This is a genomic window from Enterococcus sp. AZ179, from assembly GCF_050498885.1.
Classification (GTDB): domain Bacteria; phylum Bacillota; class Bacilli; order Lactobacillales; family Enterococcaceae; genus Enterococcus_D; species Enterococcus_D entomosocium.
This window is the reverse complement of sequence record NZ_JBMHEO010000002.1, coordinates 165,010-177,558: the sequence shown is the minus strand read 5'-3', so window position 1 is coordinate 177,558 and position 12,549 is coordinate 165,010. Positions and strand designations below refer to the sequence as shown.

The following is a 12,549-nucleotide window of genomic DNA, read 5'->3' as shown; positions in this document are numbered from 1 at the left end:
CACGAAGAATGTTCATGCTTTTGTCAAAAACTAGACCCGTTTCAAACGAATCAACGCTTTCTTATTTTAATTAGTATAACAGCAGTTTTTTGCTAATGCGGTTTCTTAGAAAAATTTTCGAATTCCCACAATAATTCTAAGCTTTTCTCTCATCAAACTATTGGTTATCCTTATCACCTGCCTGCCAAAGGTTGATCACAGCATCTTCACGAAGTAAAGCCTATCCGTGCCAAGCACAGGTGTATCCGTAAGCACAGCAAACGGTTCGAAGCCGACTGCTTGGTAGAATTGCGGCGCTTGGTAGTCTTGGGTGGTAACCGTCACGGAACGACACCCCGCTTTTTTACCGTGATCAAAAAGTGCTTTTATCAATTGTTTCCCGATCCCCTGATTCTGATGGCTTGGATCAACTGCTATCAATTGAATATGGATCGTATTGCCTGTCCGTTTCCCAATCACCCCACCAAGTTGATCCTGATTGTCAAAAAAAGCAAATGAAAGCTGCTCTTGATCGGAAAAGGCACTCACTGCCTCTGTTTTTTTCGTTGAATGATTGAGCCATTGACAGACTGCCTGACGATTGTCTTCTGCGTTTATCGTTTTTATCATTAATTTTTCACTCCTAAAAACCTTTCTTTGTTTCCTCTTATACTTTAAGCTATACTTATAGTCAGACACAAGTATTTGTGATCCTAGGAGGTTTTAGCATGAAAATCATTGGTTTAGTGACAGGACCCGTTCAAGAAAATTGTTACCTAATTTGGAAAGAAGATGTTTTGTTGATTATTGATCCTGGAGCAGAAGCAGCGAGATTGATCGCTGAGATCGAAAAAACAGGCGCAAAACCAGCAGCGATTTTATTGACCCACACTCATTATGACCATATCGGCGCAGTTGACCATTTGCGGGATTATTATCAGATCCCCGTTTACGTGAGTCCGCTTGAGCAAGGATGGCTAAGTGATCCTATGAAAAACCTTTCTGGCCGTCATCCTGAATTAGGAACCATCACCGCACGTCCAGCTGAATTCGAGCTAGAATTGAAAGAGTACGAGATAGCTGGCATGTCCTTTAAGGTTGTTGCAACCCCGGGTCATTCCATTGGCAGCGTCAGTTTTATTTTTGACAATTTTGTCGTTTCCGGAGACGCCTTATTTAAAGGTAGCATTGGTCGGACAGACCTGCCAACCGGAAATTTGGAACAATTGCTGACCAGCATCCAAACGCAACTCTTTGTTTTACCGAATCAAATGGCGGTCTATCCTGGCCACGGAGAACCAACAACGATCGAAATTGAGAAACGGACCAATCCGTTTTTTAACGCATAAACGTATGACGAATCAAAAGGAGGAATAACTAGTTATGGCAAAGACGGAATTGTATGTCGTGCGTCACGGAAAAACAATGTTTAACACATTGCAGCGGGTGCAAGGCTGGTGTGACACCCCATTGACTCGAACCGGTGAACAAGGCATCCACTATTTAGGCCTTGGGTTACGCGATGTGGATTTTGTAGAAGCAGTATCCAGTGACAGCGGTCGCGCAATTGAAACCATGCGTCTGATACTGGGTGAACATGTTAGAGGACCAGAGATCCCTTATCACATCGACAAACGGATTCGTGAATGGTGCTTTGGCTCACTTGAAGGGGCCTATGATGCAGAAATGTGGGGCGTTCTGCCGCGGATTCTTGATTTTCCTGATTATGATGAGATGATTGCTAATCATGTCACGTTTGAGGCGATCGCCAATGCGATCTACCACGCCGATACAGCCAATTGGGCGGAAACCTTTGATGTTTTGACCGAACGTGTCAAAACAGGGTTTGAAGATATCGCCTATCGCGTTGAGAAAAAAGGCGGCGGCAATGCGTTAGTTGTGTCTCACGGCTTAACGATCGCTTTTCTTTTGCATCTGATCAATGATGAGAACAATGTTCGTATGGATATTGAAAATGGTTCGGTCACTCGACTGATCTACGAAGACGGCAGCTTTACCATCGCCGAAGTTGGTAACACAGAATACATCAAAAAAGGCTTAGCGCTCTCTCAAGAGCTTTTGTCCTAAGAGAAACCTCTGACGGCTAATCAATTTCTTCAAGAAAGGAGCAGTTTTTGTTTTAAAAACTGCCCTCTTTTTTTAGGAAAAAGATTGGTATTCGAATCAGGAAACGGTATACTAAGAGTTGTATTTTGTCATAGAAAGGACTGGCTCAATGTTTTTTACAAATTTTATAAAAGCGATTTTATTTGGGATCATTGAAGGGATCACGGAATGGCTGCCAATTAGCAGCACTGGTCACTTGATTCTTGCCGACGAATTTATCGGTTTGAATGTTACCCCCGAATTTATGACGATGTTCAATGTTGTCATTCAATTGGGCGCGATACTAGCGGTCGTCTACTTATATTTCCATAAACTGAACCCTTTTTCCCCACAAAAAAATGAAATAGAGAAAAAAGATACGTGGACGTTATGGTTTAAAGTTATTGTTGCGGTCTTGCCATCGGTTATTATCGGATTGCCGTTAGATGATTGGTTAGATGCGCACTTCTACAACTTTTTCTCCGTTTCGATCGTCTTGATCGTTTATGGGATCGGCTTTATCGTAGTTGAAAAACGAAACAAGAATAAAGCACCGAAATGTACCGATTTGAACAAATTCACCTACAAAGCGGCCTTGATTGTCGGCATGTTCCAGGTATTGGCATTGATCCCAGGAACTTCTCGTTCTGGTGCTACTATCTTAGGTGCTATCATGATCGGCGCTTCTCGTTATGTTGCTGCTGAATTTTCATTTTTCTTAGGTATTCCAACCATGTTTGGTGCCAGTGCCTTGAAAATCTTCAAGTTTTTGAAAGATGGCAATGCCTTTGATTTCCAAGGAACCGTCATCTTATTAACAGGAACCATCGTCTCATTCATCGTTTCGATCATCGCGATCCGTTTCTTGATGAACTACATCAAGCGTAACGATTTTACCGTATTTGGATGGTATCGTATCGTTTTAGGAATCATTTTGATCGGCTATTGGCTGATCCAATTATAAGCAAAAAGAGCAACTCTTGTGGCACTTACCTGCCCAAGAGTTGCTCTTTTTTTGTTTGAAAGGTCTCTAGTTCCTCACGTGTTTTTGATTACCATACCGTCAATAATATCCACCGCACTTTCGGTGTCGTTGATAATTGATTCAAAACGATCATAAACATCTTTCCATTTAATGATTTCAAGAACGTCCGTTTCGTCTGTGAATAACGCTTTTTTCATTTTTGAATACAAACGGTCTGCTTCTGATTCAATCGTATTCACATCATTAATCATTTGACGCAATGTTTTTGAATTTTTGAACTTAGGAAATTCTTTTAAGGCCGTTTCAACGCCTTGTGTCGCTTGAACGATCATTCCAGCAAATAAGTTGGTTTCAGGGCGGATCTTCGTAATGACCAAATTCTCAAATAAATAAGTCAGTCCCATAATGCCATCCAAAATATCATCTAAACGCTCTGAAATGACTAGGATGTCCTCGCGATCGATAGGGGTGATAAATGAATCATATAACTCATTGGTTAGCTCAGCGATCACTTTATCCCCTTCTTTTTCCAAAGCATGAATCTCAGCTGCTGCTTCGGTCAATGCTCGTTCAGAATAATCGTTGATCAAAAGCGAAAAACGTTTGGCAGCTAAATGGCCGTTCGTCGCCAACTGCTCCATTGCTGCAAAATAATCGAATCCTTTTTTTCGTGCCATTACTTTCTCTCCTCACAAAATTAGCAATAAAAATTTGACCATTAGAAACGCAATCAATCCACAGCCAGGAAAGGTTAAAATCCAAGCATAGATCATTTCTTTTACAATGCGCCAATCAACGCTAGAAAAACGCCGAGACGCTCCAACGCCCATGATAGCGGTCGTTTTCGTGTGCGTTGTTGAAACTGGGATACCAAATACGGAAGACAAGAACAAACAGATTGCTGCAGTAACATCTGCAGAAAAGCCTTGGTATTTTTCCAGTTTTACCATATCCATTCCCACTGATTTAATGATCTTCATCCCACCGACCGATGTACCGATCCCCATGGTCAAGGAACAAAGAACCATCACCCACAGTGGGATGGCAAAGCCATTGCCGGTCTTTTCAGCAAGATTGTTGTAAAAAAGGCCTAACATGAACACACCCATGAATTTTTGTCCATCTTGGGCACCATGCAAGAAGGCATTAGCACCAGCCGCGATGGCTTGACCAACCGTAAAAATTTTGTTGGCTTTTCGCCGCTGGGTATCGCGAAAGAGCCATACGATCAGTTTCGTGATCAAAAATCCACCAATAAACCCCATTAACGTAGACACAACGAGACCGATTAAGACTTTCATCCATTCTTCACCGTTGACTGCATGTAACCCACCAAGGGCCATGGCTGCACCAGTCAGTCCTGCGATCAACGCGTGGGATTCACTGGTTGGGATCCCAAAATACCAAGCTGCGACCGTCCAAACAACAATTGAAAACAAGGCAGCGGCTAATGCGATCTGTGAGACCCGAAAACTCCCGCCTGAGTCAAAAGTCACAATATTACTGATGGTTTCTGCAACTTGCGCATTAAAATACGTCATCACCAGCACACCTAAGAAATTCATGACGACTGCCATGCCAATGGCGATATTCGGGCGTAAGACTCTCGTGGAGACAGCGGTTGCAATAGCATTCGGCGCATCCGTCCACCCGTTGACGAAAATCACCCCTAATGACAAGACAATCGTTAGAAACAAAGCGATATTCACATAGATTCCCCCATTTAAAAATTCCGAAGTAATCATAGCATAGAAAGCTCTTTCTGTGTAAACTTTTTATAACTATTCAGTAAAAAATGTGTAAAGAAGCATTTTTCAAAACCATAAAGCAAAAAATAGCACGGCCGAAAAACAAATTTTTGTGTTAAGTAAAATTTCTTTACAACTTTTATTGCAATCACTCTTGGCATTAGGTATAATGACTAGTGTTGATTTATACGTTTTCTAAACGTAATTGAACTTTTTTTTCGGAGGTGAAATACATGCCAAACATTGAATCTGCAATCAAACGTGTTCGCACAAGCGAAGCGGCTAATGCTAAGAATTCATCTCAAGTAAGCACAATGCGTACAGCAATCAAAAAATTTGATCAAGCTGTTGAAGCTGGTGCTGATAACGTAGATGCGTTATATAAAGATGCTGTTAAAGCAATCGATATGGCTGAGACTAAAGGATTGATCCACAAGAACAAAGCTAGTCGCGACAAATCTCGTTTAAGTAAAAAAATTGCAAAATAAGCAAATTAAGAAAGGCGCAGCAATCGATGATTGCTGCGCCTTTCTTTTTGACTTACTGTTTGCCATGTTTTAAAACAAATAGCTGGAACAAATACTCTTTGTCCATCTGACCACTTTTCACTAAGTAATCATTTTCGATCAATTCACTATATAGTGCCGCTAATTGCTTTTCTCCAAACCCCCGAGCTTGCTGCATCGCTAACTTCACTCGGTACGGATGAATCCCCAACGTTTCTGCGATATTGGCTTGCTGGTAGCCAATTTTCATCAAAATCGCTGCCTGTAACAGTAGACGGACTTGGCTGATCAAAATAGCATTGATCTTGATCGTCTCTTCCCCTTGCAATAATAGATCGTCATACAAGCGCAACGCATCCGATACGTTCCCCTTTAAGACATCGCTGGTTAATTCAAAGACATTGTGTTCCAACGTCTTAGGGATCAACTGCAAGACGATCTCTTTCGTAATTTTATTGCCATTTCCTGCATACAGCCGTAGTTTCTGTAACTCCTGCATCGCTTTTGATAGTTGCAGATCCGTTAACCGTAAAAACAAATCAAACGCCTCTCGGCTCATTTCGATGCCATCATTGGCCAACGACTGTTGGAGATACTGACGCACGTCGGCTTCTTTCATAGGTGCGACATCAATCACAACTGCGGCTTTCTTCAATTGCTTAGTAATTTTTTTCCGTTCATCTAATTTATCGACATCTGCAAAAATCACAATTACCGATGATTCCAATGGGTCTTTGATGTAATTCAAAAAATCATCTAGGTCATGCTCAGGTGCATTGCTCTTTTTTTCAGCCGTTAAGAAAAATGGCCGCTCAACAAACAGTAATCGCTGATCGCCAAAAAAAGGCAACGATTGAGCTTCTTGGATCACCATATCAAGGGGATCTTTCTCCATGTCAAAGGAAGCAAAATTCAGATCATCTTTCCCAACGGAAAAACGCTCCAAAAAGGCCGTGCGAACTTGCTCTTGTAAAAACATTTCACTGCCGATGACTAGATAAATCGATTGCAACTCCTTGGTTCGAATTGCTTGCAACGCTTTTTGTAATTCCATCGTTCCCCCCGCTTTCATTCTTATCCTACCATTAGTCAATCGGATAGTCTAGCAGCGTTTTTATCAAAAATGATTGTTGTTTTTCAGACCAAATAAATTGGATCATGCCTTGCTGATCGGTTCGCAAAACGGTCTGATTTACCAACGTTTCAAGCACCTCTTCATGAGGATGCCCGTACCGATTGTTCCGTCCACTTGAAACGATCCCGAATTGGGGATCGATTGCCGCAACAAACTCAGGTGCCGTCGAGGTTCGACTGCCATGATGCCCTAGTTTCAATACATCAACTTTAAGATTCGGATAATCATGAATCAACTTTTTTTCCCCTGCTTGTTCGAGATCGCCAGTAAATAAAAATGTTTTATCCCCTACCTTGGTTTTAATCACCAGCGAATCTTCGTTTTGTCCTGCACCTGATTCTGGTGCCAATACTTGCAACTGAAGGAAATCACCCACTACTTGGCCAACCGTCGTCCAAACAACGTTTGTCTGCTTAGGCAGTTCGTTTAATAGCTTGGCGATGCGGTGATCTTGTTCACTTCCTGGTACGAGATATAACGTTTCAACGGGGATCGCCTTCATCAATGCTAGCGCATCTCCCATATGGTCCGTGTCGCCATGAGTTAGAAACAAACCGGTGATCTTCCTGACTCCCTCCCCTTTCAAAAAAGGAATCAATGTAGATTCCGCAGCAGCTTGTCGTTTGCGCTCTTGCCAGTTTTCTTTCGGAAAAGACAGAGAACCTCCAGTATCGATCACATAAACTTCGCGATTTTTTTCTGCCTGTAAAACGATACTATCGCCTTGACCAACGTCGACATAACTAATGGTGGGTAAAACGCGATTCTTCTGAAAGACGATTGGTACAACAAGCGAAAAACAGATCACCAGCAGCCACCGTTTCTTTTGGTAACAGAGCAAGCTGAGCAAACAACAACTAGCAGCCAATCCTGCAGGAACGGCACCCACCGTTATCGACACGCCTCCTACAGCGCCCACGACAACTTCCATAAGCAGCAAAAGCCCTTCAAAAAGGGCAATCAGCCCACTGATGGTTGGAAAAAGAGTCCCAGTAACGAACATTAAGAAACAGGCTGGCAGCAAAACCAATTGAAAAAATGGTAAAAAGACAAACGTCAAAAAGCCCCCAAATAATGGGAATTCATAAAAGAGCGAGGCAATGACAGGCGCAGCCAGCACCGTGAGGAACTGACTACGCCAAAACCACGTCAGTTTGATCGGTCGCTGCATTACTATCAGGAAGGTCATCAAAAGACTTAGTTGCCCCGATGTTTGAAGCAATACTTTGGGATCAATGAATAAAAGAGTCGTTAAGACGATCCCATAATGATCACTTGCCGATAGCCGTTGTTGATAAAGAGTTGTTACTTCAGTAACCGATAATGCCAAGACAGCACGCCAGACACTAATGCCGCCGCCACAAAGACCAATTACGGCTAAGAAAAAGACCCCCATTGGCAACAGCATTTCTTTTTGCGTAAACCCCAATCGGCAGAAGCATCCGCGAAACCATTTGAAAAATAAGACGACATGCATTCCTGAGATCGTAAAGAAATGCAATAAGCCACTAGCATGATACATTTGACGTACTTCTTGAAAGCCATGGTCTTTAAAACCAAAGAGCAACGCATTGATATAGGCAGCTGAGCGTTCAGGAAAGATTCGTTGAACAGAAGAAATAACATCTGCTCGAACTTTTGCAAGTGAAAAGCCTGCATCTGCTTCTTCCATCCCTACCATTTGCTCGATATGGACTGTGCCAATAATTGATCGACTAGCCAGATAGGCAGAATAGTCAAATCCATGGCGGTTTCGTGGTTTTTCAGGAAGAGAAAAAAATCCTTTCACCAGCAGCTTTCTCCCCCAATCGGATCGATCCTGCCATTGCTGTTTTTCAGTCTCTGAAGAAATTGTGTAACGGCCAATCACTTTACCTGCAGAGGATTTTGCTTCAAATGTAAGTAGATCGCCATTGATTTTGATCGTGTCTGGCAGCACATTGACTACCCCTTGATACTCACCTTCTTGTATGTTCCCAGTCCGAGAAAGAGAAACGCGGACACTTAACAGCAACAGTCCGACAAAACAAATCATGCACAAAAATGCTTGTCGTTTTAAGACAAGCATCCCGAAATAATAAAGTGCAATGAGTCCCAGTAAGATGGACTGCCGGTAGTAAGCAGTCACCGAACAAGCAAAAATAATACTAAGAAATAAAAATGAATCAGTTCTTTTTTGTTGGTTGTGCATCATTCAGCACACCAAACGAAAGTTTTTCAAAATACACCGGATCGAGTTCAACTTGGTGGACGGAAGCACCTACTTGTTGAATCAGTTCCATTGCATACTGATTGTTGCGATAGTCATTCAAATAATGGATCTTTTTGACCCCTGCTTGCAAAATTGCTTTCGTACAGGGAAGACAGGGAAAATGCGTCACATAGATTTCCGCATTGTCTGTTGACACCCCTAATTTTGCACATTGCAATAAGGCATTCATTTCTGCATGAATCGTCCGAATACAATGGTCATCGACAACATAACAGCCATCGTCAATGCAGTGTACATCGCCACTGACGGACCCGTTGTAGCCTCCAGCGATGATTCGGCGATCTTTGACTAATGTAGCGCCGACTTCAAGTCGGGAACACGTACTGCGTAAAGACAGTAATACAGCTTGTGCCATAAAATACTGGTCCCATGGGATTCTCGTATTGCTCATTCGTTTGCTCCTTTGTCATTGATTAGTTCTATTCTAATCGAATTTCTTGAATTTTCAACCGTCATTTCTTAGTATTTCTTACATTTATTTGGTTCAGTCCGCCACTGTAATCATCTCTTTCAAGGACTCAAAGGTCTTCTCTCCGATGCCTGTGATCTTTTTTAGGTCATCAATCTGTTTAAAAAAGCCATATTCTTCTCGGTAAGCGATGATTGCTTCTGCTTTTTTGGCACCCACACCCGGCAGTTCTTGCAGTTGCTGCGCATTGGCTTGATTCAGATTGATTTGTGTCACTGCTGTTTGGCTGCCACCTACTCCTGAAGCATTCATCTCCATAAACGCTTGATCCTCTTTATGAGGGACGATCACCATCTGTTGATCTTGCAGCACTTGTGCTAAGTTTATGGCTGTTTCTAACGCCTCTTCTGTCAGACCACCTGCTTGTTCGATCAATTCATACATCCGCGCACCTGATTTCAAGCGATAAATTCCCGGTTGGTGCACTTCCCCTTTGACATCTATAACGATCTCATACTCTTCATCGTGAAGACTATCTTCTTGAAGGGCTCCACCTTCCCCCATTTCAGACGATTGACCTGCTGCATCTGCCATTGAATGCCAGTTTGTTTCTTTTTTTTGCGAGAACGGTACAAACCAGATGATCAGCAACACCATCAAAACAGCACCACCAACTGCAAATCGCCAATAGTCTTTGAACAGCTTCCATCGATCCATTTTCACCACCTCATAGATGAAATACGCAAAAGATAGTAAACGACAGAAAAAAAGTCAACACTTTCCACGTGTCGACTTTTTCACTAGCTAAGTAGTAATCGTATATAGGCAGGAAACTTTTTTTCGCCCCCCCTCATCTTCTATTTTCTCACTGACTATTCTAAAACCTTTCATCTGACTGATTTCATAGCCACATGTTCGTGGCAACTCCACCGTTAAGCGAACGGTACGATCAGTCTTTTCCCAGCTTAAAGCTACTAATCCAAACGTACTTTGTAAGGAGCCTTTGACATGGGCTATAGGTACATCGAAGGCTGGTTGTATCAGTATCCCAGCGCTTGTCATCTGAATGCCTAATAAATGACGGACAAACCAATACCCATAAGAAGCAAACATGGCATGATTCAACGAACCCTCGTAAGTGGCTGAATGTTGCGGCGTTGGAAAATGTTCCATCAAAGTGCCGTTTCCGCTTGCCAGCATTGCTGCATAACTAGGCGCAGATTTCCTCGTTAACCAATCAAAAATAATATCATTATAGCCAGCTTCAGCCAGCAACTGATAACTCCATGCCATCCCGAAGATGCCGAAAGAGAAAATACCCTCTTGCTGCTTGATCCGTTGTACTAGTTTTGGCAATATTCGTTTTTTCTCACTGAGTCCTGTCTTCATTGCAAAGATCATGCTAGACAAGGTGCCCGCACCGTATTGCTCATTTCCTTTAGAAAACTTCTGTTTGATTTGCAGTGTCGTGTACTGGATCGCTGCTGTCACTCGCTGACAATAGTCCTCGTTACCAATGATCCTCAAGTCGATCAATTCTTGGTAACGCTGTAGTAAAAGCAGATACATGCAGGCAGAGCAAAATGACTGATCTGGCGAAGTAATAACCTCGTTTTGCCGAGTTTCATCAATTGCTCCCCAATCGCCGAGACAGCACTGGGCGATATAATCAAAATCAAAAGCGAGTAAATAGTTGAGATGCCGTTCCAACTGTGGACGCAGCTTGGCAACCGCTGCTTGTTTTCCATAGGTCTTCACCAAGGCCAAAGCAAGCTCTGGAACTACCAATTGCCACCCTAACGCACCACCACCATTTGATGGACCATTTGTCATGATTCCTACAAATGGTGCAGTTGCAGTCATTGCACCATCCGGTCGTTGGTCGTTGGCAAAATCCCACAACACTTTTTCCAACAACGGCTCAATCGCCAGATCTGCCATCTGCGTTGGTAGTAACGCAACGATGTCCCCACCATAACCAAAGCGCTCACGAGTGCAGTCCTCAAAATACGAGTGGATGTTGTTCAACCGCGTGGCTTGTCCAACCGCCCATAACTGATCCAAGAAAGGATCGGAGGTTTCAAGTGTCACCAACGATTTCACATCCGTATGCAAGCGATAGGCTTTGATTGCTCCTACAATCGCTTGAAGGTTGTCAGCAGGTTTCGTCTCGATCAACGCATAGCGAAAGGAATGATACGTGTAACGGTTTTCAAAAACGAACGTCTTCGCTGCCGTTTTCTCAATGATGTCTCGTTGAACGATAGGATCATCTGGCTGCTTCCCTTCATAGGGATCGTAGACGCCATAAGTTCCACTGATCGTAGACGTATAATCAGGGCTGCCTTGCTCGTCTAATGTTTCTGCATAGCTGATTCTGATCCGACCAATGAAATCTTCCTCAAGAGTACAAGTAAATTGACCGCTGATGATTTGACCGAAGTCAATGAGCAGTCCCGCTGCAGTTTCGGTCATTTTTTGGGGAACGATCGATTGTGTGCGCTTGATTTTTGGAATAAAGCTTGGCTTAAAACGTCCCGCGGGTCCAGCAATTTGTACCGTTTTTCCTTCTGGACGAGGATCAGGTACATCGGTAACGATTTCTCCTATATAAAGATTGTTTTGCAAATAAGGCCCAAAACTACTTTGCCACTGATTGTCTGAGTAAATGTAGCGATTCTCTCCTCCATCATTTAACTGAAGCTCCCCCCAGAAACAGGGTTTGCCGATCGCTAGTTGTTTGCGGATGTTATACCGACCTAAAATCTCAATCGGAGCAGGGTTGTACCAGCCATTCGCAAGTTCAACTTCGATCCGATTGTCTCCCTCCTGTAAAAAATCAGTTAACTCATAAGTATCATAGTAGACGACTCGATCATAGTTCGTTACATCACTGTTTAAATAAACATCTGATACCGTTTTTCCATTAACAGACAAGCGATAAAAACCAAGCCCGCAGCAATCAATCACTGCATAGGAAGGACACTTTTCCAGTGTGAAAGAGCGAGACAAGCAGCTATTTTTCTCTTCTGAAAAGTAAAAACGTTCTTTTTTAATAGGATCATCTAAGCGAGTGATCCACTTGCCCATAGTTTCTTTAGGTTTCTCACGCTTTGCTATCGTGAAAAACACACTACTGTAACTGGTGACATCGTTTCCTGCTCCGGCGGTCAATTTGACTTGATATTTTTTTCGCTGCAGATGCTGTGGCAAGTGGACCGCCATTTTATTCTCAGAAGCGGCTATGTTGGAAACGTCATACACTGCTTGCTGCTGTTCATTGAAAATTTGCAATCGGTAGCCTTGGTGATTGGTCATCGACCATTCAATAAGGATCGGATCATTTAAATCCACTGTTAATGGCTTTGTCATTCCGTTGATGGTTATCGTTTCTTTCATAAGCTGCTCC

12 protein-coding genes are annotated in these 12,549 nt (G+C 42.8%); 4 read left to right on the top strand and 8 right to left on the bottom strand.

Annotated elements, in window-relative coordinates:
* Positions 1 to 195 precede the first annotated feature (195 nt).
* Positions 196 to 609: a GNAT family N-acetyltransferase gene (locus IGI88_RS17545; RefSeq protein ID WP_242691913.1), complete on the bottom strand. Its 414-nt coding sequence runs from the start codon at positions 607 to 609 to the stop codon at positions 196 to 198.
* A gap of 98 nt (positions 610 to 707) precedes the next feature.
* Between IGI88_RS17545 and IGI88_RS17540 the strand changes: the two genes are divergently transcribed.
* The 3 genes from IGI88_RS17540 (at position 708) to IGI88_RS17530 (ending at position 3,049) form a co-directional block, all read left to right on the top strand.
* Positions 708 to 1,328, top strand: a complete 621-nt coding sequence (locus IGI88_RS17540) for an MBL fold metallo-hydrolase (RefSeq protein WP_005236256.1) — start codon at positions 708 to 710, stop codon at positions 1,326 to 1,328.
* Positions 1,329 to 1,362: 34 nt separating this feature from the next.
* Positions 1,363 to 2,067, top strand: coding sequence for a histidine phosphatase family protein (locus IGI88_RS17535; RefSeq protein WP_005236258.1), 705 nt, complete (start codon positions 1,363 to 1,365; stop codon positions 2,065 to 2,067).
* A gap of 148 nt (positions 2,068 to 2,215) precedes the next feature.
* Positions 2,216 to 3,049, top strand: coding sequence for an undecaprenyl-diphosphate phosphatase (locus IGI88_RS17530; protein WP_005236259.1), 834 nt, complete (start codon positions 2,216 to 2,218; stop codon positions 3,047 to 3,049).
* Positions 3,050 to 3,123: 74 nt separating this feature from the next.
* On the opposite strand, the gene IGI88_RS17525 is transcribed toward IGI88_RS17530, so the two are convergent.
* A complete protein-coding gene (locus IGI88_RS17525; protein WP_008381351.1) occupies positions 3,124 to 3,747 on the bottom strand; it encodes a DUF47 domain-containing protein in 624 nt (207 codons plus the stop codon).
* A gap of 12 nt (positions 3,748 to 3,759) precedes the next feature.
* Positions 3,760 to 4,815 (bottom strand): inorganic phosphate transporter, encoded by a 1,056-nt coding sequence (locus IGI88_RS17520; RefSeq protein ID WP_005236263.1) that lies wholly within the window; start codon positions 4,813 to 4,815, stop codon positions 3,760 to 3,762.
* A gap of 236 nt (positions 4,816 to 5,051) precedes the next feature.
* Here IGI88_RS17520 and rpsT point away from each other — a divergent pair, with 236 nt between their 5' ends.
* Positions 5,052 to 5,306, top strand: a complete 255-nt coding sequence (gene rpsT, locus IGI88_RS17515) for a 30S ribosomal protein S20 (protein ID WP_005230162.1) — start codon at positions 5,052 to 5,054, stop codon at positions 5,304 to 5,306.
* Positions 5,307 to 5,358: 52 nt separating this feature from the next.
* On the opposite strand, the gene holA is transcribed toward rpsT, so the two are convergent.
* The 5 genes from holA to IGI88_RS17490 form a co-directional block, all read right to left on the bottom strand.
* Positions 5,359 to 6,378: a DNA polymerase III subunit delta gene (holA, locus tag IGI88_RS17510; RefSeq protein WP_034878881.1), complete on the bottom strand. Its 1,020-nt coding sequence runs from the start codon at positions 6,376 to 6,378 to the stop codon at positions 5,359 to 5,361.
* A 31-nt stretch (positions 6,379 to 6,409) separates the two neighbouring features.
* The gene (locus IGI88_RS17505; RefSeq protein ID WP_429960025.1) at positions 6,410 to 8,653 is read right to left on the bottom strand and encodes a DNA internalization-related competence protein ComEC/Rec2; all 2,244 of its coding nucleotides are present in this window, start codon (positions 8,651 to 8,653) and stop codon (positions 6,410 to 6,412) included.
* Entirely contained in the window at positions 8,625 to 9,122 is a 498-nt protein-coding gene (locus tag IGI88_RS17500) for a ComE operon protein 2 (protein ID WP_005236270.1), read from the bottom strand. Before IGI88_RS17500 ends, IGI88_RS17505 begins: the two co-directional genes overlap by 29 nt.
* Positions 9,123 to 9,215: 93 nt before the next feature.
* Complete coding sequence (locus tag IGI88_RS17495; RefSeq protein WP_008381358.1) at positions 9,216 to 9,857, bottom strand: helix-hairpin-helix domain-containing protein; 642 nt, start codon at positions 9,855 to 9,857, stop codon at positions 9,216 to 9,218.
* An 87-nt stretch (positions 9,858 to 9,944) separates the two neighbouring features.
* The gene (locus IGI88_RS17490; RefSeq protein WP_429960026.1) at positions 9,945 to 12,539 is read right to left on the bottom strand and encodes a family 78 glycoside hydrolase catalytic domain; all 2,595 of its coding nucleotides are present in this window, start codon (positions 12,537 to 12,539) and stop codon (positions 9,945 to 9,947) included.
* Between the last annotated feature and the right edge of the window lie 10 nt (positions 12,540 to 12,549).

Bases quoted from the DNA above. Each gene is read 5' to 3' on its own strand.
- IGI88_RS17520 (WP_005236263.1), bottom strand. From the start codon at position 4,815: ATGATTACTTCGGAATTTTTAAATGGGGGAATCTATGTGAATATCGCT.
- IGI88_RS17525 (WP_008381351.1), bottom strand. From the start codon at position 3,747: ATGGCACGAAAAAAAGGATTCGATTATTTTGCAGCAATGGAGCAGTTG.
- holA (WP_034878881.1), bottom strand. From the start codon at position 6,378: ATGGAATTACAAAAAGCGTTGCAAGCAATTCGAACCAAGGAGTTGCAA.
- IGI88_RS17500 (WP_005236270.1), bottom strand. From the start codon at position 9,122: ATGAGCAATACGAGAATCCCATGGGACCAGTATTTTATGGCACAAGCT.
- IGI88_RS17505 (WP_429960025.1), bottom strand. From the start codon at position 8,653: ATGATGCACAACCAACAAAAAAGAACTGATTCATTTTTATTTCTTAGT.
- IGI88_RS17535 (WP_005236258.1), top strand. From the start codon at position 1,363: ATGGCAAAGACGGAATTGTATGTCGTGCGTCACGGAAAAACAATGTTT.
- IGI88_RS17530 (WP_005236259.1), top strand. From the start codon at position 2,216: ATGTTTTTTACAAATTTTATAAAAGCGATTTTATTTGGGATCATTGAA.
- rpsT (WP_005230162.1), top strand. From the start codon at position 5,052: ATGCCAAACATTGAATCTGCAATCAAACGTGTTCGCACAAGCGAAGCG.
- IGI88_RS17495 (WP_008381358.1), bottom strand. From the start codon at position 9,857: ATGGATCGATGGAAGCTGTTCAAAGACTATTGGCGATTTGCAGTTGGT.
- IGI88_RS17540 (WP_005236256.1), top strand. From the start codon at position 708: ATGAAAATCATTGGTTTAGTGACAGGACCCGTTCAAGAAAATTGTTAC.
- IGI88_RS17545 (WP_242691913.1), bottom strand. From the start codon at position 609: ATGATAAAAACGATAAACGCAGAAGACAATCGTCAGGCAGTCTGTCAA.
- IGI88_RS17490 (WP_429960026.1), bottom strand. From the start codon at position 12,539: ATGAAAGAAACGATAACCATCAACGGAATGACAAAGCCATTAACAGTG.